This window comes from Nostoc sp. (assembly GCF_036919895.1).
Taxonomy (GTDB): domain Bacteria; phylum Cyanobacteriota; class Cyanobacteriia; order Cyanobacteriales; family Nostocaceae; genus Nostoc.
In genome coordinates this window covers 1-21,810 of the sequence record NZ_JBALBW010000073.1, presented here as the reverse complement: position 1 = coordinate 21,810, position 21,810 = coordinate 1, and the positions used below count along the sequence as shown (strand labels likewise).

The window sequence follows — 21,810 nt, the reverse complement described above, 5'->3', positions numbered from 1 at the left end:
GGGGAGATGGGGAACCTTAAATCAAGTTTATTTTTTTAATTTAAATCTCTGCTGGTAAAGGTTCCCAAACTTCCCCATACTTCTCTTTTAGAGTCTCCCAAGCTTCCACCTGACCAGGTTCATATTCTCCCGGTTTACCCCATTGTAAAAATAAGCTTAAAGCAGAATCATGTTTATCATCTAAAAACCGAATAGCATAGGTTGTAAAATTGCCTCTCTTCGCTTCACCAGTTTCAAATTTTACTTGAATAATTCTGTCCATATTCAAGTGAAATTCAAAACTTTCGGTGTGCATATTTGCGTACTTACCCTTTGGCAATTCTGCATAAAATAGCTTTTCAATCTTACCCCGTGCTTCTAATACAGCCGCACTGCTAGTAACAATTAAACGCAAGGTTCCTAGAGTCTCACAAGCTTCTAAAAATTCTTTCAAAGTAGTACTCATAAATTATTATCCTTTGTTATTTTTCCTTTGTCCTTTATTAGTTTTTTACTAATGATCAATGACCAATGACTAATGACTATTTTATTTTTCATATTGTTCATAAGCAGCAACAATACGCTGAACTAGAGGATGGCGCACGACATCTTTTTGGGAAAATTCGCAAAAAGCAATGCCTTCAACGTGTTTTAAAATTTGTAAAGCCACTCCTAAACCCGATTGTTGGTGAAGTGGTAAATCAGTTTGTGTCATGTCGCCTGTAATCACCATCCGCGAACGGAAGCCCAAACGAGTCAAAACCATTTTCATCTGAGCGGGTGTAGTATTTTGAGCTTCATCAACAATGATAAAAGCGTTATTGAGGGTGCGTCCCCGCATGTAGGCGAGGGGTGCGACTTCAATCACACCGCGTTCCATTAAACTAGGTACTTTTTCTGGGTCGATGAATTCATAAATAGCATCGTAAAGTGGGCGAAGATAAGGATTCACTTTCTGCTGCAAGTCTCCAGGCAAAAAACCGAGTTTTTCACCAGCTTCGACGGCAGGACGAGTTAAAATTAGCTTTTCAACCTGGTTGGCAAGGAGTGCTTGCACGGCGACAACAACGGCGAGATAAGTCTTACCAGTACCAGCAGGCCCGATCCCAAAGGTGAGATCGCGCCTACGGAGTGCGTCGATATATTGACGCTGGCGGAAGGTTTTAGCACGGACTTCTTCACCTCGGCGATTTTTGGCAAGGACATCTCGCTGTAAATCTTGCAGTTCCCCTTGCCGATCGCTATCTATGGCTTGAAGGGCTGTTAAAATATCGGCACTGGAAATAGTATTGCCCTTAATCCAGAGGTTTTCAAGCGATCGCACTAATCGAGAAGCCAGATCGATTTGCCCCTCAGTACCAGAAATCAATAATTCTTGCCCGCGTAAGACTAAAGTGGCTCCTGTTTGGCGAGATAGGATTTTGAGATTTTCTTCTCCATCTCCCCCAAGAGCGATCGCACTAGCAACATTCGGCAGCTGAATTGTTAAAGCACCTGCCATAGTATTTTTTAATTCGTAAGGATCTATTTTTGACAAAGGTTAATATTTTCTCGCTAAAGGCGAAATTACGCTTTTTTATAGCGTTTCCTAATCACATCAGGTACATCATAGCCCCCTCCCCGCAAGCGATGAGGGGGTTGGGGGTGGGGTTCTTGTACCTCACTCAACTGAGAACCGCTATAGTTACATTTTAGAAAAATATTTGCAACAAATGAATCAACCGTAGGGGCGTAAATCTGTACGTCCCTACTGGTAAAGAGTTCAAAAAAATATCCAAAAATCTTTTTGCTACTTTCCATCTTTACAAAAATTCTGAGCGGAGGTAACTACAACCGCTCAGATTTGCTCTCTAGTTTTGACCTAGCGGAGGCGGGGTTTAACAATGGGTTTGGGCCCATCATTTCCACGCACTTCTCTTCTAGTCGGTGGTGGCGATCGCTCTTCTGTCTCTTCATCAAAAGACATACCTTCACGGCCCGGAGTGGTACTGCCGTAGATATCCAGGTATGCTGATTGCCCAGCTGCGGCTGCGGCTGCGGCAATTACTGTACGAATCGCCTGAATATTGCGTCCCCCTCGACCAAACACTTTCCCTTTATCTGTGCTTTCAAAGGCGATGCGAACCCAAACCCGGTTTAGGGCTTGAGAGATTTCACAATCGACACTTAAAGTCTCTGGAGATTCCAAAAATGGCTGCACCAAAAACCGAACCAGATCAACATAGTTGGGACTGGCTGTTGGCAATTTTGTTCCGAAATTATGATGCGGCTGTTGTTGCACTGACCTGTTCAAAAACATTAGCTTTTACTAGAATGCGACGTACCGTGTCGGTGGGTTGAGCGCCTTGTTGTAGTCGCTTGACGATACCGGGAACGTCTAATCGCACTTCATCGGTTCTGGGGTTATAAAATCCCAATTCTTCTAAGGGACGGCCATCACGGCGAGCGAGGTTGTTAATGGCGACAATCCGGTAACTTGCTTCCCGTTTTTTACCGAATCGCTTCAAGCGCAGTTTGATCATGGTTGAAGAATCATTCTCCTGTTTAGAGATTAGTTAGCAACTAGTCGGCGAGGAAGTAACCTAAATCTGGCTGTTGCCAAGAAATTGAGGGTTAGTTTCCTCTGCTGATAAATTCTGAGGTCGAAATGCTAATTTTAGCACTGCCTAGCATTTGCTGCTATTAGTCATTGGTCATTTGTCATTGGTAAATTACCAATGCCCAACAATTAAAGATTGCCGAAGCCTTTTTTCTTTTTCTCTTTGGGTTTTTTCTTTTTCGCGCCTGCATCGCCACCATAGCCACGCCATCCGGGGGCTGCGGGACGATTTCCAGCACCAGCGAAGGCGTTGCCCATACCGCCGCCACCGCCGAACATTCCCGGCATTCCAGGGAAGCCACCTTGACCCATTTGCTGCATGAGCGATCGCATTTTTTGGAAATCACCCACCAGTTTAGTCACATCTGACTCTCGATAACCGGAGCCAGAAGCAATCCGCCGCCGCCGACTGGGAGAACTGGCTAATAAATCGGGGTCGTGGCGTTCTTGGCGAGTCATGGAATTAATCATCGCCTCACAGCGCTTTAGCTGGGTTTCTCCCTGCTTGAGTTGATCGTCTGAGAGCTTATTCATCCCTGGAATCATCTTGATGAAGCCTCCCAGAGAACCCATATTTTTCAGCATCCGCAGCTGCTTGAGAAAGTCAGTAAAGTCAAACTTTGCTGACAGGATTTTCTCCTGCATTTTCTCAGCATCGGCTAAATCAAACTCTTCCTGGGCTTTTTCTACCAGGGTTAGTACATCGCCCATGCCCAAAATTCGGGATGCCATGCGATCGGGATAAAAGGGTTGTAGTGCCTCAACTTTCTCACCCACGCCCACAAACTTAATCGGCGCTCCCGAAATCTTTCGCACTGAAAGGGCTGCACCACCACGGCTATCACCATCCATTTTGGTGAGAATTGCCCCAGTAATGCCGATTTGGTCATGGAAGGTGCGAGTCAGATTTGCTGCCTCTTGACCGGTCATTGCGTCCACCACCAAGAGAGTTTCATGGGGTTGGACAGTTGCCTTGATGCGGGCTAATTCCGCCATCATATCTTCGTCAATTTGCAGCCGACCAGCAGTATCAATAATTACTGTGTTTACACCTTCTGCCCTAGCGCGTTCTACACCCTGTCGAGCTATTTCTACGGGATCTGCGTCGCTTCCTAGTTCAAATACTGGTACGTCAATTTGCTTACCTAACGTCAGCAACTGGTCGATCGCGGCTGGGCGATATACGTCTGTTGCTACCAACAAACAGCTACGATCTAATTTTCTCAGATGTAAGGCTAACTTAGCAGTAGCTGTGGTTTTACCAGTACCTTGTAATCCAGCCATGAGAATAATAGTAGGCTTTTCCTGGGCTTCTGCAAGGGGAACATTTTCTTCTCCCATCACCTCCACCAGTTCATCGTGAACAATTTTGATGAACTGTTGGTCAGGTCGCACGCCAGTAACCACCTCGGCTCCCTGGGCTTTGGCTTCAACTTCGCTAATAAAATCTTTGACTACCTGGAGGTTAACATCTGCCTCCAACAAGGCGCGGCGTACTTCCCGTAAAGCGTCTTGAATGTTGGATTGAGAAATTTTGTCCTGTCCCCGCAGTTTTTTCCAGGCGGATTCTAAACGATCGGATAGAGCATCAAACATAATGTAATTACAGGTAGTTCGCCAACGGGGAATCTTGAACCGCCGATGAGTGCGATTCTGAATTTCCGCTAAATTTTAAACGTGCTATTTACCAGCTTAGTAGTTTTCACCGCGACTGTAGCAACCAGATACCTAGCTTTATAGAAGATTGAGCTTAAAGTACAATGAGGCCAAGAACGGCTATTGTACAGCGAGAACCTGCATTACATATCGCTATGACTAGCAACACACTGCTTCAACCCACAGAAATCATCCACCTATCGGGTATTAGTTGGCAAACTTATGAAAACTTGCTAACTGAACTTAGTGCTAGTCGCCGCCTCCGGCTTACTTACAATCGAGGTACTTTAGAAATCATGGTTCCTTCACCGGAACATGAGAGTTATAAAAAAGTCTTGGGTCGATTTGTCGAAACTCTAGCGGAAGAATTAGAAGTCAATATCCAACCGGTTTTACTACTTTCAAGCGCCCAGAACTGAGTGGAGCAGAACCAGATGAATGTTTTTACATTAGAAATATCCAGTTAATCAAGGGCAAAAAAAGAATTAATTTGCAACAAGACCCGCCACCAGACTTGGTAGTGGAAATTGATATTAGTAGCAGTTCTAAAAATCGCTTTGAAGTCTATGCTGATATGGGTGTGCCAGAGATTTGGCGTTATGATGGCACTATTTTTAGTATAAATATTTTACAAGATGACAAATATATAGCTGTTGACCAAAGTTTAGCATTTCCTCATCTGCCTCTGATAGAAATTTCTGAGTTTTTACAACAGGTTGAAGAGAAAAATTATTTAGAGTTGGTGAGCGAATTTCGTAACTGGGTTAGAAGCCACATTTAATATTAAAATTTCGAGTTAATTTAGACAGATGTCACAGCGAATAAGATGATGTTGGGTTAAATGGCGATCGCATTCTTGAGTTAATCCACAGGGAAGCAGCAAAACTTGCAGCAGTGGCAGCTTTGACAGAATACGAACAGTTTGGCTGTCCTGGAGTCCCGACTTGGGTAGTGGAAGGCGAGAGATTTTGGGGAAAGGATCGCGTTGATTGGGTTGTTGAAAAGGTAAAGCAATTATCCTAACTCTTTCTCAACGAGTCGCCGGTTTTGAACGCTGTTGTTGGTAAAAACGGACAACTTTTTGCACATAGTCACCAGTGAAACCTTTGTCACAACCTGTATAGCTACCAGTCATCCACCAACAAGCTGCGCCGCGCACAGATGCAATTTCATTATTGTTAGTGGCGCGAAATTGATTTGTTAACTCTCGCCGGGTAATGCAAGAGACAACTTGACGAGCGATCGCAGGGCTGTTTTCAAATTGTGTTGGTGTTAATTCTCGTTTCAAACAATTTCTTGTCCAGCCTTTGAGGGTTTCTGGCTTAACTTGCCATTGGCTGTAATATCCATCATTGGGATTGTTTGTTTGCGGTGCAGCTTGTCGCAATGCTTCTACCATTGCCGCAACTTGGGGATCAGAAACCCGCACAGGCTGCTGTGCTTGAGCTAATAAGGGGAATAGTCCGAAGGTGACAATAACTCCGTTGAGTAGTAATCCTATGGGGGTTTTTATCATGAGTTTACAATTGTTTTAGATATGATGAGGTATCATATTATATTTTTACAGTAGCAATTAACAAGTATGAGAGTAGTTTTATTTTTACTATGCGAATAGCTAAACGTGATGATTGGAAAACAGAACCGATGCCTTCTGCATCCACAAATATCATAGTAGAAAAACTTTACTCACAGGAAGAATTTGACCGAATTACTGCTGGAGTAATTCCAGAGCAGATGGAAGATAAGTGGTTCATTTTCTATGAGGCTCCTTGGTTATATTTGCATCGCAGTTGGACTGGTCTTTGCATTTTCAAGGTGCGTTTTGAGGTAGTTGGAGATAGCGTAAAAATTGCTGAAGTGTATGTAAATCGAGATCCAGCACAACAGCTTAACACCAACGATGAGCGCGATGCCTCTATGTTACGAATTTTGCTGGATTCACGAGCTAAACGTGATGTGCGAAATCCAGTGCTGCGCTACATTAAAGGTCAATCAGAAGAATCATAGTAGGACGTAGGACGCAGCATCACAAGGAATGTCTGAGTCCATACTCTCAGCCATTGACTAAATTTTCTATGGTATCGGCATCATTTGGTAATGCGGCTGTTAAAACTTCGCTACCTTCTGGGGTAACTAAAACATCATCTTCGATGCGGATTCCGCGCACATCAGCAAAGTCAGGTAAACGCTGCCAATTCACTACATTTTGATATTTGGAGCGAATATTTGCATCATTTAAAATTGCTGGTACTTGATAAAAACCAGGTTCAATTGTGACTAACATTCCTGGACGCAGGGGACGATTTAAACGCAGGTAGCCTAAGCCAAAGCGATCGCTCCTTTGCCGCCCCTCTTCATATCCAGCTATATCCCCCAAGTCTTCCATATCATGGACATCTAAACCCAGTAAATGACCGATACCATGAGGGAAAAACAGCGCGTGGGCATCCATCTCTACTAAATCTTGAGGATTTCCTTGTAAAATACCTAACTCTACTAAACCTTCAGCTATAACCGTGGCAGCTAGTAGATGAATATCTTCATACTCTACGCCAGGCTGTATTTTGGCAATGCAAGCATCATGAGCCGCCAGCACTACATTATAAATATCTCTCTGGGTAGATGAGAACTTACCCGAAACTGGCCACGTGCGAGTTACATCACCTGCCCAACCCATCTCAGTTTCAGCGCCAACATCGGCAAGCAATAAGTCACCTGGTTGTAGAGGGTGGTGATAGTGTTCGTTATGCAAAACTTCGCCGTGAACGGTGACAATACTCGTGTAGGAAGTTGTCATGTTATGGGCAATAATTACCCCTTCCATCGCGGCGCGAACTTCTGCTTCTCGCTTGGCTTGAGGTGTTTCTGCCATACCAGCTTTGTGTGCTTCAACGGTGACAGCAGCAGCTTTTCGCAACTCGGTTAATGCCGCTGCATCGTGGGTGAGGCGGATAGAAGCGATCGCTTTGGCTAAGTCTAAATCAATTCCTTGGGGAGGACTTTGGGGTAAAACCCATCTATTTAATAGTTGCGATTGTTGCGTCCATGTTGCTGCATCTTGTACGGCAACTGTGACGGCATCTTCTAGCCAAGACTCTAATTCTGCCATTGGTCGAGCCACATCTGCCCCAATCTTCTGCGCTATTTCCTCGCGCGTTGACGTTTCTCCATGCCAAAGGGCGCTGCTGGGTGACGGATCGTCCATGAATAGTTCTAGCTTGCCGGCTTCTAAACGAATTGCCGCATTTGATAATGGCAGTCCGGCAAAATAGAGGAAATGACTGTTAGCGCGAAATGGAAAGGTATTTGCCAGAAAGTTGCGGGGACTGTTGCTACCTGACCACAAAATTACGGGGAAATCAATGAGATTGGCTAGTTGTTGCCGTCGTAGGCGTAAAGTATCCACGAGGGAAGTAGAAGTTTGTTGGATAAACATAAATAGAAACTCAAGGGTATAGTTTTGTTTTTATTTAGTCGTTATCGTCTTTATCGTCATCTTTTTTATCATTTTTGCGATCGCCATCTTTGTCTTTCTGCTTTACCTGGTTAGGCTGTTGCGTAGGTTGTAGCACTGGTTTTGGTTGCTCAGTTGGAGTAGATGGTTGCGGTGTCTCAACAACACAACTAACTAATCCTCCAGAAATTAGCGCTAAGTTGATAGTAGCAAAGATGATTCTGAAGATTTTTATCCTCATGTTTCCGTTATTGACCTTAGTTTTTGGAGATTGTATTCCTAGTTTATAAGGTACTGTATATAGCGGTTCTCATTTGGTGTAACACACGCTTTAGCTTACAAAAGCAACTTGGTGAGGTACAGATCATCGTAGAGGCACAACATGTTGTGCCTCTACCCGTGTACTTCATTTACCTGCAATACGCTGTAACTATATTGCTGTCTAATTTTCAAAGTGACTCTAATGGAACAAATTATTACTCAGGTTGATGCTTTTACCAATAGACCTTTCGCAGGTAATCCTGCTGCTGTCTGTGTTTTGCCTACTCGCCAAAATGAACGCTGGATGCTGAATGTGGCGCAGGAAATGAATTTATCTGAGACAGCTTTTCTAGTTAGACAGGATGATGGCTTTAATCTGCGTTGGTTTACGCCCACGGTGGAAGTACCGCTTTGTGGTCATGCAACTTTAGCTAGCGCTCATGTACTTTGGTCAGAGGAGCATTTATCACCTGATGAAGTTGCGCGTTTTTATACTAAAAGTGGAGTACTCATTGCCAAATTACAAGGTGAGTGGATTGAGTTAGATTTTCCTGTGAATCACTCAAAAGAAACAGTCGCTCCGCGAGAACTTAAGGCTGCTTTGGGTGTGTCATATAAATCTGTCTTTTTGAATTCTTTAGGCTATTTAGTAGAATTAGAATCTGAAGAGTTAGTACGGGAAATAAAGCCTAATTTTCAACTACTTTCATCCTTGCCACTTGGTAAGATTATAGTTACTAGCTTGACTAATCTTGGTTCAGATTATGATTTTGTGTCTCGGTTTTTTGCACCAGGGGTAGGTATTAATGAAGATCCGGTAACTGGTTCAGCCCATTGTTGTCTCGCTCCCTTTTGGCGCGATCGCTTGCACAAAGATGAGTTATTGGCTTATCAAGCATCCCGGCGCGGTGGAGTCGTAAAAGTCCGCTATGACGGAGGTGATCGCGTCTTTCTCGCTGGACAAGCGGTAACTGTGATGCGAGGTGAGTTAATTACCGCATAAACCTAGATTATAAATCAATCGCATCCGGTAAAAACTCAGCATCGAGAACTTGGGCAATGACATGTCGATGCAATGACATTGTTAGTCGATGCAATAGCATTGTTAATCGAGACAATCGCATTGTCAGTCGATGCAATGGCATTGTTAATCGAAACAATCGTATTGCAGTACATTGCATTTAGATGTGAAGCATTCCCACAGGAGAGCAGGAAGAAAACATCAAAATTCAAAGGTTCAGATACCCGACTTCGCTAAAAAGTAGAGTATCTTGTTGTTCACGAATGATTTAGGATTGCTGTATATGTGAGTGAACAAATCTATATTTAGTTTTAAAATGTCTACTAAAAATACAAATAATCGAAATCTGCTTGCATCTGGTGACTGGCCAATCGAGCAATTACCTGGACTGAGTTATGACGAACAATCACAACTGCAAAGTTGTGGGATCAATACCACAGTAGCGCTAGTCAAACAAGGAAAGACTCTAGAGGCACGACTGGCGTTAGCAAATAAATTACAGATTCATCTTCAGTATGTAAATAAATGGATGGCTTTAGCTGACTTGGCGCGTATTCCTAGCGTAGGCATACAATATTGTGGTTTATTGCTCCATGCAGGTATTGGTTCTGTAACCCAGTTGGCACAGACTCCCACTCACAGACTGCACCAACAAATTATGCGCTTGCAAGTAGCAACAATGCAGAGACGAGATTTGTGTCCAGCGATTGAGCTAGTACAACAATGGAGTCAGCAAGCGCAAGCAATTAAGTGATTGGGGATTGGGGATTGGGAAGAATGAAGGAAGAATATTGTCTAGTCCTTAGTCCCCAGTCCCCAGTCCCTAATCCTTAGCTAAAACACCATTGAGGAATATATCAGCGAGTCCTTCAGCCATTTCCTGCATTTGTTGGGGGGAAGCGTCAGGTTCGATGATGGTGTTGTTAGAAAAACCTGCGATCGCAAACATTCCTAAGAAAACTTTGGCAACTAGCTTTGCGTCCGTTTGGCGATAGATGCCTTTATCCATCGCTGTTTGAAAGAATGCTTCGCCGACATCAGTCATTTTGGTAATCACTTCTAATTGAATGCGATCGCGCAAATCGGGGTGAAACTGCACCTCCATAAAACAAACGCGCATTAAATCAGCATTTTTTTGAAAGTTCCACATCCGGCGACGCATCACTTGAGCTACAGCTTTATAGCTGCCCATTTCACTTAATTCTGTTAGCAAATCAGTTAAAATTTCTACCCAGCCACTTGTGGCTACTTCTACTAAAATTGCTTTTTTATTAGGAAAATGACGAAATAGAGTGCCTTCAGCCACACCTGCCGCCTGTGCTAAATCACGGGTGGTAGTGCCGTCAAATCCCTGAGAGGCAAACAACCGTTGTGCTGCCTCTAAAATCCGGGTGCGCGTCTGAGTCTCTGAGGGTGGAGAAGAATTAAAAACTCGCATAAAAGTTATGGTTAAATTTGCGGAACACGATTTGTAGCATTATTGTCTAACGTCAAGTAAAAAAGCTCAACAAGCTTAATACAACATTAAGGTCTTTTTGCTAAGTATCCTGTTTCTCAGGTAGTGTAACTTTATCCTAATTTTTGCTTATGAACCAGATCGGGAGGTCAATTTTGGATTTATTACGGCGGTTGTTTGTCACTTTGTTGGCTTTACTTGTCTTCTGGTGGGGATTACTACCAGAAATTGCTCTAGCTCAAACTCAAACAGCACCTCCTCAAGAAACCAAAACTCAAACTCCACCAGTTCAAAGTTCGATCCAACCTTATCTGGATCGAGTCATTAAACAGTTAACGGAGTTTCGCCTTGACAATGGTCTAAAATTCCTTGTCTTAGAACGACATCAAGCGCCTGTGGTTTCTTTTCTTACTTATGCAAATGTGGGTGGTGTAGATGAGCAAGATGGTAAAACCGGTGTAGCTCACTTTCTGGAACATTTGGCGTTTAAAGGTACAACGCGCATTGGTACAGAAGACTACAAAGCAGAAAAACCGCTACTAGAGAAATTGCAGCAGTTAGATACTCAAATTAAAGCAGCGAAAGCCGATGGCAAAAAAGATGAAGTTGCACGGTTAGAAACTGAGTTTAAGCAAGTAGAATCACAAGCAGGTAAGCTTGTCAAACAAAACGAATTTGGCCAAATTGTCGAACAAGCGGGAGGCGTAGGTTTAAATGCCAATACTTCAACCGAAGCTACCCGTTATTTTTACAGTTTTCCTGCCAATAAGCTGGAACTTTGGATGTCGCTGGAGTCGGAACGGTTTCTCGATCCGGTAATTCGTCGTGAGTTTTATAAAGAGAAAGATGTCATTTTAGAAGAACGACGGCTGCGGGTGGAGAATTCACCGATTGGACAAATGGTGGAAAAGTTTATTGATACTGCTTATAAAGTCCATCCCTACAAGCGTCCGGTAATTGGTTATGACCAAGATATCCGCAATCTGACACCAGATGATGTCCAAAATTTCTTTGATACTCACTATGTACCAAGTAATTTAGCGATCGCAATTGTCGGAGATGTAAACCCGACTGAGGTGAAAAAACTAGCGCAAACTTATTTTGGCCGCTATAAAGCAAAAACCAAAGCTGTTGAACAAATCCCGGTGGAACCGCCACAAAAACAAACACGGGAAGTTACTTTACAGCTAGCTTCTCAACCTTGGTATTTAGAAGGTTATCATCGTCCGGCAATTACTCATCCAGATAATGCAGTCTATGAAATTATTGGCAGTTTATTAAGTGATGGGCGCACGTCGCGGCTATATAAGTCTTTGGTAGAAAAACAGCGTTTGGCGCTAAATGCTCAAGGTTACAGTGGATTTCCTGGAGATAAGTACCCAAACTTAATATTTTTCTATGCTCTCACGGCTCCTGGTCATACAGTTGATGAAGTGGCGGTGGCTTTGCGCCAAGAGATTGACAAATTAAAAACTGAGCCTGTAGCGGCGGTTGATTTGGAACGGGTGAAAACTCAAGCACGGGCGGGTTTGTTACGTACTCTCGATTCCAATATGGGGATGGCTCAACAATTGCTGGAATATGAGGTGAAAACTGGCTCTTGGCGCAATTTGTTTAAGCAGTTGGATGATATTTCGGCGGTGACGACGGCTGATATTGCGCGAGTGGCGAAGGAGACTTTTACGCCGGGGAATCGCACGATTGGGAAGTTGTTGTCGAAGGAAGGATAAGAGAAACGAACCGCAGAGACGCTGAGGGCGCAGAGGTAGAGAAATATGAAGAGGCACAAGATGAAGGGTAAAAGGCGGATGGTGTTGAAAATCAAGAATGGGAAGGGGTTAATTTATGCTTTGGTTGCTGTTTTTGCGTGTTTACTTTTAAGTTGTAATTTTTCGTTGGCGGCGACGACTGAGGCAAAGCACTATACTGAGTTGCAGCTACCAGCGCTACCTGAGATTAAGATACCGAAATATGAGCGGTTTGTTCTCCAAAATGGCTTGGTTGTCTATTTGATGGAGGATCATGAATTGCCGTTGGTGAATGGTACGGCGTTTGTGCGAACAGGAAATCGCTTGGAACCAATGGAGAAAGTTGGTTTAGCTAGTTTTACGGGCGCGGTAATGCGAACTGGGGGAACTAAGCAGCATTCGGCTGATGAGCTCAATGAGATGTTGGAACAACGAGCGGCATCTGTGGAAGCTAGTATTGGTGAAGGTTCTGGTAGTGCTAGCTTTGATGCGTTGAGTGAAGATTTAGAAACGGTGTTTGGGCTGTTTGCCGAGGTGCTGCGATCGCCAGTCTTTGCTCAAGAAAAGCTAGACTTAGCGAAAACTCAAGCCAAAGGTGGCATTGCCCGTCGTAATGATAATCCAGATGGGATTGCTAGTCGAGAATTTAAGAAATTGATCTATGGGAAAGATAGTCCATACTCTCGCACGATAGAATATGCAACAGTAGATCGGGTTGAGCGTGAGGATTTGATCAATTTTTATCAGCAATATTTCCACCCCAATAATATAATTTTGGGGATTGTGGGAGATTTTGACTCTCAGAAAATGCGATCGCTGATTCAAGCTAAGTTTGGCGATTGGAACCGCAATCCAGGTATTGCAAAACCAAAATTACCATCGGTTTCGCAAGCTAATACAGGTGGAGTCTTTTTTGTCAATCAACCACAACTAACCCAAAGTAGCGTGCTTCTCGGCCATTTAGGCGGACGGTTTGACAGTCCCGATTATGCCGCGCTGGATGTATTAAATGGGGTATTAAATGGATTTGGTGGACGCTTATTTAATGAAGTGCGATCGCGCCAAGGTATAGCATACTCTGTTTATGGCCAGTGGAGTCCCCGCTACGATTATCCTGGCATGTTTATCGCTGGCGGACAAACACGATCGAATGCTACTGTGCAGTTTGTCAAAGCCTTACAAGCTGAAATTAAGCGTACCCAAACTCAAAGAGTGACAGCAAAAGAACTGGCTTTTGCTAAAGAATCTACACTCAACTCCTTTGTATTCAACTTTCAAGATCCCAGCCAAACCTTATCAAGGTTGATGCGATACGAATATTACGGCTATCCGGCTGATTTTCTCTTTCGCTATCAAAAAGCCGTCGCCGCCACCACAGCTGCTGATGTGCAACGGGTAGCACGAAAATACCTCAAGCCAGAAAAGATTGTGACTCTAGTGGTGGGGAATCAAGCCGCCATTCAACCACCATTGACGCAGCTAGCAGCAAAGGTGACACCAATAGATGTAACGATTCCTGGTTCGCCACCACAGGCGAAGAATTAATCATAAATTGCGTCTCTAGTCAAATCAGATATAGCGTTTCCTAATCATACAAGCTACGTCATAGCCCCCTCCTCGCTTGCGGGGAGGGGGTTGGGGGTGGGGTTTTGTACCTCACTCAGCTGAGAACCGCTATAATTTGCTTCTTTATCAGGAAATGACTGAGGACAAATTGTAGTAACCAGTAGAAACTAAATCAGGAACCAAAACCTCTGGGGATTCCAGAGGTTTTTTCTTTAAACTATAGTGATGTCGCAGTGAATTAATCAACTAGAGTAAGCTAAATTTAGGTATAAGCTACTGGGAGTGAAGATGATGTTGTTGGAATTAAAGCGCATCCATGTTCCACCAGGACAAAGAGTGCTATTGCGAGATGTAACCTGGCAGGAATTGGAAACAATTCTAGAGGATTTAGGAGAACACCGTGCAGCACGAATTGCTTATGACAAGGGAATATTGGAGATTATGTCTCCACTGCCAGAACATGAATATGATAAAGAAATTATTGGTGATTTAGTCAAAGCGCTTCTAGAAGAGTTAAATACTGAGTTCATAAGCCTTGGTTCTAGCACTTTCAAAAATCAAGCAATGGCTCAAGGTATAGAACCTGACCAGTGTTTCTATATAAAAAATGAATCTAAGATTCGTGGTAAGAGGCGACTAGATTTAACAGTAGATCCCCCTCCAGATTTAGCTTTAGAAGTTGATATTACTTCTCGCACTCATCCTAATATTTATGAAGCTTTAAAAGTACCTGAGCTTTGGCGTTTTAATAAAGGAAAGCTCCAAATTAATGTTTTGCAAGATGGGCATTATGTAGAGTCTCAGCAAAGCCTAAATTTTCCTCAATTTAAGCTAGTTGAGGCGATTCCCCAATATCTCAAGCAAAGTATAACAGCAGGCAGAAATTCAACGCTCAAAGCTTTTCGTATTTGGATACAAACGCAGATAAAATAATTCGTAATTCGTAATTAATTTCGGGTAGTTAGCCGCCTAATTTGAGTCGTATTTTGGTAGGGAACCAGGATGAACAGCGGCCAAAGCCGCTTATCCTGTCTCCCGTACATAGTCTCAGGTTATCAAATCCAGACTACTTAGTAATGATTCAGGTTAATGCCAGCTTCTTTTGCCATTGCGTCTAACCCTTTAAATTGTAGGGTTTTAATTGCTTTAGTAGAAAGCTTTAATTTTACCCAGCGATTTCCGCCTGCCCACCAAACACGCTTGGTTTGCAGATTGGCGTGCTGAAGGCGTTTTGTGCGGCGGTGGGAGTGGGAAACAGCAAAGGCGTTATTTGCCTTCTTACCAGTTAGTTCACAGCGACGAGACATAGCAACTATCTCCAGATTGTTATTTTAATACAGCCTTTCCATTCTATGTCTTAGACAACAGAAGTGGAAAAGGGAGTGGGGAGAAGAGGCAGGGGGAAGGGCGCAGGGCGCAGGGGGAGAAAGAATAAATAACTAATACCCAATGCCCAATGCCCAATACCCAATGCCCATTATTTACTAGCTTGTTCCGTCAGCTTGGTGAGTACCTCATTCGATCGCTCGACGAAAGATTTCATTCCCTCAGCGTCAAATCCTTTCTGAGACATCAGCGCTAAATCGTAGACGTGTTGGCAAATCAAGTTCACTAACTGATCGGTAGACGATTGTCCGTCACCTTGGATAATACTACCTTGGTTCAGATTTGCCAGATTTTGAATTAGCGGGTGAGCAGTATTCACCAGCAAAATGTGATCTTCGGGAAACTCTGCTGTCCCCTGCTGCATCATGGCGTTCATTTCTCGCATCCGGCGAAGAATCTCTGGTAAAAGCACGATCGCAGGTGGTGTACCTTGAGGATCGTCTGATTTCAATGCTTCGGTACGGATGTTGAGTTTGGGTTTGTTGAGTGATTTCTCAAATAACTCTTTAATCGTCTCACTGCGGGTTTTGTTTGTGTTAGGATCGACAATTTCCTTATCTTTATCTTGTTCCAGCAGAGTATTATCTAAATCTGAGTCTACCCGCGTAAACTTGACATCCTGATATTCTCGCTCTAGGAAGTTGATAAAGTGGGTGTCGATGAAGGAGTCCATAAACAGGACTTCCAAGCCTTGATTTTTGTGCAGTTCTATGTATGTAGATTGGGTTGTTTCATCAGTGCTGTAGAAAACCCGATTTTCGTTGCGTTCTTTGTTGCGTTCTAGATACTCTTTCAGTGTGGTGTAAGGAGCGCTGGGTGTTGAGTTCTCAGCACTGGGTGAAGGAGTGACATCTTGCCAAGCATCCCCGTCTGAAGACTGCACTTCAACCACTGGAGTTTCAGCCGCAGCAACTTTTTCTGTCAGCTTGGCGGTGGTGCGGAAAACGATAATATCTTCGATTTGTTTTTTGAATTTATCGTCGTTGAGAACGCCGAATTTTACAAAGGTTCCGAGATCCTTCCAAGCACTGATATATTGTTCGCGGTTGTCGCGGAAAAGTTCTTTGAGGCGATCGCCTACTTTTTTGGCAATGTAGTCACCAATTCGCTTCACGGTGCGATCGCCTTGCAAGGCACTCCGCGATACATTTAGCGGAATATCGCTACTATCAATCACACCCCGCATCGGCATCAGAAATTGCGGGATAATTTCTTCGCAGTTGTCACTGACAAAAACTTGATTGCAGAATAGCTTGATCTGCCCTTTGGTAACATCTACATCCGGCCTCATTTTGGGGAAATACATAATCCCGTTAATGATAAAAGGATAGTCTGTATTTAAATGCACCCACAACAAAGGTTCTTCCTGAAAAGGATACAGGTAGCGGTAAAACTCTAAATAATCTTCTTGACTGAGATTACTCGGAGACTCTCGCCACGGTGCTTTTTGCTTATTTAATACCTCACCTTGTAGTTTAATTGGTACTGGCAAAAAGTCGCAGTATGTCTTGACAAGATTCTTAATTCGTGCATCCTCTAAAAATTCTTCCTCTTCTCCTTGCAGACTCAGAGTAATAGTAGTACCGCGAGTTGTCCGGGGCGAATCTTCTAAAGTGAAAGCTGGGGAACCATCGCAACTCCAGTGAACCGCCTGCGCTCCTTCTTGATAGGAAAGGGTATCAATTTCTACCTTTTGCGCCACCATGAAGGAAGAGTAGAAACCAAGACCGAAGTGGCCAATTATGGGTTGATCTGATTTGCCTTCATATTTATGAATAAATTCTTCAGCACTAGAGAAGGCAACCTGATTGATATATTTCTTAACTTCATCTGCGGTCATCCCGATACCGTTATCGGAGATGGATAGGGTTTTATTATCTTTGTCAATGGCAAGTTCAATTTCCGGTTCGCCGATTTCTCCAGCGTAATCTCCGGCGCGGGATACCATTTTCAGCTTTTGGATGGCATCTACAGCGTTGGATACCAGTTCCCGCAAGAAGATTTGGTGATCTGAGTAGAGCGACTTCTTAATGATCGGGAAAATATTATCAGTATGAATACTGATAGTGCCTTGTTCTAGCATAATTGGTAATTTTCGATGTTATTCGATGTTAGTATCTGAAATGATGATAGCGGCTAATACAGCCTATCCCTCCGCTTTCCAGGATAAACCCGGAGAACACAGAAGGACATGATACCAATTAGGATTTTAGAAGCATAGCTTAGGCGAGCGCACCTTTTTTGAGCATTGTTTGCCCCCATTTTTTGATTCGGATTTCCCTACTCCCAATTTTGCAGGTTAATTAGCCAAGTTGAGACTGCCGTCTAAGTATTGTAGGGTGTGTTAGAACGAAGTTCGTAACGCACCATTGTCAAGGATTTGGCGCGTTACGCTGTCGCTAACGCACCCTACGTATCTGTTCAAAAATCAAATATTATTCGTATAGTTAAGACTACTATCTAAGTATTATTAGTTTTTTCCAACACCAAAAAATAGTGATACGGGTAAGTAGGATCGATAAATTCTTGCTTCACAGTTAACCCAGCATTCGCAACAGAGTTTAAAATCCGCTCTTTGGGATATCCTTTCAAACCCATTTCCCAGTAATGCTCGTCACATACTGGCGTTGTACTCCAAAATTTTGGCACATTGAATAATAAATGTCTTGGTCTACCTGAGAAAGAGGTTTTGATCTGAAATGATAAGTATTGAGTGCAATAAGGAATCGAAATCACCAAAAATTTCTTTGTTGCTTGTGCGAGTTTTTTCAGTGCTTCTTCTGACTGGACGTAAGGAAGGTGTTCCAGCACCTGAAACAGGACAATCGCATCAAATTTATCTTTCGGTAATGTAAAATCTGTGGTCAAATCCAAAATTATTTCTGGCTTCAGGTTGGGATCGACATCAGCAGTAGTGACGTTGTATCCATTGTTCTTCAAGATGTCTGTTAACAGAGAATTAAAAATCCCAATTTCCAGAACGTTTTTTACCTGAGTACCCAGCGAAAAAATTAGACGCAACTGGTGGTGATAACTGATGAGCCGATTTTTTGATAAATATTCCGAATTTCTAATATCTAAGGAGGTGATGAGTTGCATAAACAATGCCTACCTAATCTGATGGACTGACAAATATAGTGGGTATACAACTACAGGATTCCCCGAAAAACAGTGAAAATAACAGCACCTTATTTTCTATAATCTCCATTATTATGAGCAACATTGCAATATTTTTTACCTATGGTTAATAGTTCTGACTTACTCGCAAAACTCTACAATGCCTTTAACCCCTTTGAACCCTTACCCGCAGGTGATCCAAAATATGTAGATTGTCAAGATGTGCGCGGTGATGCGGATATTGAGCAAGAATTGGGAAATCGGATGCGATTAGCAGATACAAATACTTGCCAATTGTATTCTGGTCATCGGGGTGCGGGGAAGTCTACAGAATTACTCAGGTTAAAGAAATATTTAGAAAATCGGGAATTTTATGTTGTGTATTTTGCGGCTGATGAAGAAGATATCGATTCTGAAGATGCCCAATATACAGATATTCTCCTCGCCTGTACCCGCCGTTTGCTCAAAGATTTAAAAGGAATTGCTAGTCCTCGTCCGATACTCGACTGGTTGAAAGATCGTTGGGTAGATTTAAAAGATTTGGCGCTGACTCCCATAGAGTTTGAGAAGATGGCTGTAGAAGTGCAGCTTGCTCAATTCGCCAAGTTGACTGCAAATTTAAGGGCTGTTCCTGAATTACGCCAGAAGATTCGCCAAAAAATTGATCCTCACACTGTCACCTTAATTCAGGTATTAAATGAGTTTTTAGTGGATGCAAAACAGCACTTACCTAATGGCTACAAGAAACTGGCGGTAATTGTCGATAACTTAGACCGGATGGTGTTAGTTAAAGACGGAGAACGCACCAACTATGAAGAAGTTTTTTTAGACCGTAGCGAACAACTCCAAGCTTTAGATTGCCATTTGATTTACACTGTCCCGATTTCAATGGTCTATTCTACCAGGGCAACAGACCTCAGAGATATCTACGGCGACCCCCAAATTTTGCCGATGATTATGGTAAACACTTTCAAGGGGGAAGTTTATCAGCCAGGACTCAAGAAAGTTAAGGAAGTAATTAAGAAGCGAGTCCGGCAAATTGCACCCGAATTATCACTAGAAACAGAAATTTTCGACAGTCCCCAAACTTTAGACAGACTTTGTTTAATGAGTGGAGGTCATGTGAGGAATTTGCTATTGTTAACTCAAGATGCCATTGGACGTTCTGAAGATTTACCTGTTTCAGAAAAGGCGGTGCGACGAGCAATTACTCAAGCCAGAGATACTTATCGCCGCGCTGTGGAAAATCATCAATGGTGTCTGTTAGCGGAAGTGTCTTGTTCTAAGCGCATTATTAATGATGACTTATATCGGAGTTTAATGTATAATCGCTGTCTTTTAGAATACCGCTATTTGGATGATGATGGAGAAATGCAGCGTTGGTATGATATTCATCCATTAATTCAAGGAATTCCAGAATTTAAAGAAGCCGTAGCGAAACTTTCATGAACCCAAATTTAAGTGATTGGGATGATGATTTACAGCCTGAACCAGAAGAAGCTTATCAAGATTTGCTTCGCGCACTGAGGCGCAAATCAGGATTTGGTTTGTTTTTTGTCCAATGTACACCTGTAGAAGCAGACAATTTTATTGTCAAACTTCCCCAGGAGATTCCGCAGAAGAAGGTTGAAGTTTTACGCTTTGTCGAGTCGATTGATAATTTATATCAGCCCGTGGCAGAGTTTGTTAAAGACAAGCAAGTTGATATTTTATTGATTAAAGGTCTGGAATATTCTTTATATAAGTATGAAAAAAGAAGTTTTGGGGAAATTACAGAAGGACAATTTAGTAATTTAAGCAGTGTCCCGCATATTTTAAATCACTTAAACCAACAGCGAGAACGCTTTAGAGATGATTTTCCAATTACCTTTGTTTTTCTTTTGCGCTCTTTTTCGATAAACTATTTTATTCATCGTGCCCCAGATTTTTTTGATTGGCGTTCTGGAGTATTTGAATTACCAACAACGCCAGAAGTAGTAGAACAAGAATCAAATCGTCTACTACGTCTACTAGATTCATCTAGTTGTCATAAATATTTAAAACTCAGTCATGAGAAAAAAATAGAGAGAGTGCTTGAAATTCAAGACCTTATATCAGAAAAACATCAAACGAAAATTTCTAGAGCGTTATTACTATTTGAACTAGGAAATTTATTATTTACTGCTAATGAATATGAAGCATCGCTCACCAGCTATAATAAACTCATTGAGTTAAAAATTGATAACCACCCGACTTGGTACAAAAAAGGTGAGGCACTACGAAAATTAGGATGCTATGAAGAAGCAATTACTAATTATGACAAAGTTATTGCATTCCATCCTAATGACTACTGGGCTTGGTATCATCGTGGGCTATCTTTTAGTAAACTAGGTCGTTATTACGAGGCAATCACCTCTTACGATCAAGCATTAAAAATTAATAATATAGATATTGAAATTTGGGGTAATCGTGGTATAGCATTTTATTATTTAGGTATCTACGAACAAGCAATTGCCAGCTATGATAAAGCTATTGAAATTCAACCTGAATGTTGCGCTGGAATTTACTACTATAAGGCTTGCTGTTTTGCAAAACAAGACATTATTGAGTTGACAATTGAAAATCTGCAACGTGCAATTGCTATTAATCATGACAAATATCAAAATAGGGCAAAAACTAACTCTGATTTTGATAATTTTCGTGAAGATGAGCGGTTTCAAGCTTTAATTCAATAAAAAACTGAACCTATATGTAAGAAAGGAAATCAAATGTCAGAAACAATCAATATTGAACAAGCAGTATTAGATAAACTGCGAATTCTCTCGAATGACAAGCAACAAGAAGTTTTAGATTTTGCTGAGTTTCTTGTTCAAAAAACAGGGAATCGTAACCAGTTAGACAGTAAAGATTCAGATTCTACTATCTCATCAAATCTCCAACAGCAACAACGGCTATCTATCCGAGAAATTGCCCAACTACCTTTAGCAGAACGCCACAAAATACTAGAACCTTTTATTGCCGCCACAGCCGAAGATTTTTTGAATGACCCAGAATTAACAGAGTTTGCCGTTCTGGATGGTGAAGACTGGGAAACTGAGAATGACTAATCCCAAAAAAGGTGAGATTTGGCTAGTGCAACTCGATCCAAGCAGAGGACAAGAAATTCAGAAGACTCGCCCTGCTGTTGTGATTAGTTCTAATATGTTGAGTTCCATACCAATGCGGATTATTATCCCTGTGGCAACATGGCAATCTAAATTTCAAAATCGCCCTTTCATGATTCCTATCCAGCAAACTAGTGAAAATGGCTTAGACTCAAACTCAGCAGGTAATGTCTTACAAGTTCGTAGTGTAACAACTGAGCGATTTGTCCGATGTTTAGGAAAAGTTTCAACAGCCGTTATGCAAGAATTGCTCGATGGTTTAATTATCTGTATTGATTATGCTGCTGAAACCAACGACTGAAAAAGAGTATCTTTGAGAAAAACACAATTAGGACTTACGCATTGACAGAAAAGCGAAAATAACAGGTATAGTTTTCAACGCTTCTGGCTAGGTTTTTCAATCATATTTTGGCGATCGCTAGCA

General features: G+C 42.4%; 25 protein-coding genes and 1 pseudogene. 13 read left to right on the top strand and 13 right to left on the bottom strand.

Annotated features, from left to right (window positions below):
• Nucleotides 1-40 precede the first annotated feature (40 nt).
• The 5 genes from V7K55_RS14335 to ffh form a co-directional block, all read right to left on the bottom strand.
• A complete protein-coding gene (locus tag V7K55_RS14335; RefSeq protein ID WP_334832336.1) occupies nucleotides 41-445 on the bottom strand; it encodes a ChuX/HutX family heme-like substrate-binding protein in 405 nt (134 codons plus the stop codon).
• A gap of 81 nt (nucleotides 446-526) precedes the next feature.
• Nucleotides 527-1,480, bottom strand: a complete 954-nt coding sequence (locus V7K55_RS14330) for a PhoH family protein (RefSeq protein ID WP_334832334.1) — start codon at nucleotides 1,478-1,480, stop codon at nucleotides 527-529.
• Nucleotides 1,481-1,840: 360 nt separating this feature from the next.
• The gene (locus V7K55_RS14325; protein WP_094328164.1) at nucleotides 1,841-2,278 is read right to left on the bottom strand and encodes a KH domain-containing protein; all 438 of its coding nucleotides are present in this window, start codon (nucleotides 2,276-2,278) and stop codon (nucleotides 1,841-1,843) included.
• The gene (gene rpsP / locus V7K55_RS14320; RefSeq protein WP_094328165.1) at nucleotides 2,238-2,501 is read right to left on the bottom strand and encodes a 30S ribosomal protein S16; all 264 of its coding nucleotides are present in this window, start codon (nucleotides 2,499-2,501) and stop codon (nucleotides 2,238-2,240) included. The genes V7K55_RS14325 and rpsP overlap by 41 nt, the downstream gene beginning before the upstream one ends.
• 206 nt (nucleotides 2,502-2,707) lie before the next feature.
• Entirely contained in the window at nucleotides 2,708-4,174 is a 1,467-nt protein-coding gene (gene ffh / locus V7K55_RS14315) for a signal recognition particle protein (protein WP_334832331.1), read from the bottom strand.
• A 164-nt stretch (nucleotides 4,175-4,338) separates the two neighbouring features.
• Between ffh and V7K55_RS14310 the strand changes: the two genes are divergently transcribed.
• The 3 genes and pseudogenes from V7K55_RS14310 to V7K55_RS14300 form a co-directional block, all read left to right on the top strand.
• A complete protein-coding gene (locus tag V7K55_RS14310; protein WP_334832329.1) occupies nucleotides 4,339-4,653 on the top strand; it encodes a hypothetical protein in 315 nt (104 codons plus the stop codon).
• Nucleotides 4,578-5,015 (top strand): Uma2 family endonuclease, encoded by a 438-nt coding sequence (locus tag V7K55_RS14305; protein WP_334832355.1) that lies wholly within the window; start codon nucleotides 4,578-4,580, stop codon nucleotides 5,013-5,015. The genes V7K55_RS14310 and V7K55_RS14305 overlap by 76 nt, the downstream gene beginning before the upstream one ends.
• A gap of 59 nt (nucleotides 5,016-5,074) precedes the next feature.
• A pseudogene (locus V7K55_RS14300) lies at nucleotides 5,075-5,257 on the top strand (DsbA family protein); the annotation flags it as partial.
• A gap of 7 nt (nucleotides 5,258-5,264) precedes the next feature.
• Here V7K55_RS14300 and V7K55_RS14295 read toward each other — a convergent pair.
• Nucleotides 5,265-5,750, bottom strand: a complete 486-nt coding sequence (locus tag V7K55_RS14295; protein WP_334832327.1) for a hypothetical protein — start codon at nucleotides 5,748-5,750, stop codon at nucleotides 5,265-5,267.
• Nucleotides 5,751-5,839: 89 nt separating this feature from the next.
• Between V7K55_RS14295 and V7K55_RS14290 the strand changes: the two genes are divergently transcribed.
• Nucleotides 5,840-6,241, top strand: coding sequence for a hypothetical protein (locus tag V7K55_RS14290; protein WP_334832325.1), 402 nt, complete (start codon nucleotides 5,840-5,842; stop codon nucleotides 6,239-6,241).
• 46 nt (nucleotides 6,242-6,287) lie between these two features.
• Here V7K55_RS14290 and V7K55_RS14285 read toward each other — a convergent pair whose 3' ends face one another.
• A complete protein-coding gene (locus tag V7K55_RS14285; RefSeq protein WP_334832323.1) occupies nucleotides 6,288-7,670 on the bottom strand; it encodes an aminopeptidase P family protein in 1,383 nt (460 codons plus the stop codon).
• Between the two features lie 34 nt (nucleotides 7,671-7,704).
• Entirely contained in the window at nucleotides 7,705-7,929 is a 225-nt protein-coding gene (locus V7K55_RS14280) for a hypothetical protein (RefSeq protein ID WP_334832321.1), read from the bottom strand.
• 222 nt (nucleotides 7,930-8,151) lie between these two features.
• Here V7K55_RS14280 and V7K55_RS14275 point away from each other — a divergent pair, with 222 nt between their 5' ends.
• Nucleotides 8,152-8,952: a PhzF family phenazine biosynthesis protein gene (locus V7K55_RS14275; protein ID WP_334832319.1), complete on the top strand. Its 801-nt coding sequence runs from the start codon at nucleotides 8,152-8,154 to the stop codon at nucleotides 8,950-8,952.
• A gap of 7 nt (nucleotides 8,953-8,959) precedes the next feature.
• On the opposite strand, the gene V7K55_RS14270 is transcribed toward V7K55_RS14275, so the two are convergent.
• Entirely contained in the window at nucleotides 8,960-9,094 is a 135-nt protein-coding gene (locus V7K55_RS14270) for a hypothetical protein (RefSeq protein WP_334832317.1), read from the bottom strand.
• Between the two features lie 192 nt (nucleotides 9,095-9,286).
• Between V7K55_RS14270 and V7K55_RS14265 the strand changes: the two genes are divergently transcribed.
• Nucleotides 9,287-9,724 (top strand): DUF4332 domain-containing protein, encoded by a 438-nt coding sequence (locus V7K55_RS14265; protein ID WP_334832315.1) that lies wholly within the window; start codon nucleotides 9,287-9,289, stop codon nucleotides 9,722-9,724.
• 69 nt (nucleotides 9,725-9,793) lie between these two features.
• Here V7K55_RS14265 and V7K55_RS14260 read toward each other — a convergent pair whose 3' ends face one another.
• Complete coding sequence (locus V7K55_RS14260) at nucleotides 9,794-10,408, bottom strand: TetR/AcrR family transcriptional regulator (protein ID WP_334832313.1); 615 nt, start codon at nucleotides 10,406-10,408, stop codon at nucleotides 9,794-9,796.
• 149 nt (nucleotides 10,409-10,557) lie between these two features.
• Between V7K55_RS14260 and V7K55_RS14255 the strand changes: the two genes are divergently transcribed.
• The 3 genes from V7K55_RS14255 to V7K55_RS14245 all read left to right on the top strand — a co-directional run bounded on the left by V7K55_RS14255 (nucleotide 10,558) and on the right by V7K55_RS14245 (nucleotide 14,673).
• Nucleotides 10,558-12,156 carry a M16 family metallopeptidase gene (locus V7K55_RS14255; RefSeq protein ID WP_334832311.1) on the top strand — a complete coding sequence of 533 codons (1,599 nt, stop codon included), beginning with the start codon at nucleotides 10,558-10,560 and terminating at the stop codon, nucleotides 12,154-12,156.
• 45 nt (nucleotides 12,157-12,201) lie between these two features.
• Nucleotides 12,202-13,719, top strand: coding sequence for a M16 family metallopeptidase (locus V7K55_RS14250; RefSeq protein ID WP_334832309.1), 1,518 nt, complete (start codon nucleotides 12,202-12,204; stop codon nucleotides 13,717-13,719).
• A 312-nt stretch (nucleotides 13,720-14,031) separates the two neighbouring features.
• Nucleotides 14,032-14,673: a Uma2 family endonuclease gene (locus tag V7K55_RS14245; protein WP_334832351.1), complete on the top strand. Its 642-nt coding sequence runs from the start codon at nucleotides 14,032-14,034 to the stop codon at nucleotides 14,671-14,673.
• Between the two features lie 137 nt (nucleotides 14,674-14,810).
• Here the strand turns inward: V7K55_RS14245 and rpmB are convergent, their stop codons facing one another.
• From rpmB to V7K55_RS14230, 3 genes are all read right to left on the bottom strand, one after another.
• Nucleotides 14,811-15,047 (bottom strand): 50S ribosomal protein L28, encoded by a 237-nt coding sequence (rpmB, locus tag V7K55_RS14240; RefSeq protein WP_334832307.1) that lies wholly within the window; start codon nucleotides 15,045-15,047, stop codon nucleotides 14,811-14,813.
• Between the two features lie 170 nt (nucleotides 15,048-15,217).
• Nucleotides 15,218-17,209: a molecular chaperone HtpG gene (gene htpG, locus V7K55_RS14235; RefSeq protein ID WP_334832305.1), complete on the bottom strand. Its 1,992-nt coding sequence runs from the start codon at nucleotides 17,207-17,209 to the stop codon at nucleotides 15,218-15,220.
• Between the two features lie 377 nt (nucleotides 17,210-17,586).
• A complete protein-coding gene (locus V7K55_RS14230; protein WP_334832303.1) occupies nucleotides 17,587-18,225 on the bottom strand; it encodes a class I SAM-dependent methyltransferase in 639 nt (212 codons plus the stop codon).
• A gap of 141 nt (nucleotides 18,226-18,366) precedes the next feature.
• Between V7K55_RS14230 and V7K55_RS14225 the strand changes: the two genes are divergently transcribed.
• Genes V7K55_RS14225 through V7K55_RS14210 form a run of 4 tightly spaced genes read left to right on the top strand, consistent with a single transcriptional unit; the run spans nucleotide 18,367 to nucleotide 21,687 of the window.
• Nucleotides 18,367-19,692, top strand: coding sequence for an ATP-binding protein (locus V7K55_RS14225; RefSeq protein WP_334832301.1), 1,326 nt, complete (start codon nucleotides 18,367-18,369; stop codon nucleotides 19,690-19,692).
• Nucleotides 19,689-20,957, top strand: a complete 1,269-nt coding sequence (locus V7K55_RS14220; RefSeq protein WP_334832299.1) for a tetratricopeptide repeat protein — start codon at nucleotides 19,689-19,691, stop codon at nucleotides 20,955-20,957. The genes V7K55_RS14225 and V7K55_RS14220 overlap by 4 nt, the downstream gene beginning before the upstream one ends.
• A 33-nt stretch (nucleotides 20,958-20,990) precedes the next feature.
• Nucleotides 20,991-21,329, top strand: a complete 339-nt coding sequence (locus V7K55_RS14215) for a DUF2281 domain-containing protein (RefSeq protein ID WP_334832298.1) — start codon at nucleotides 20,991-20,993, stop codon at nucleotides 21,327-21,329.
• On the top strand, nucleotides 21,322-21,687 hold the full coding sequence (locus tag V7K55_RS14210) for a type II toxin-antitoxin system PemK/MazF family toxin (RefSeq protein ID WP_334832296.1): 366 nt from the start codon (nucleotides 21,322-21,324) through the stop codon (nucleotides 21,685-21,687). Before V7K55_RS14215 ends, V7K55_RS14210 begins: the two co-directional genes overlap by 8 nt.
• Nucleotides 21,688-21,810 lie beyond the last annotated feature (123 nt).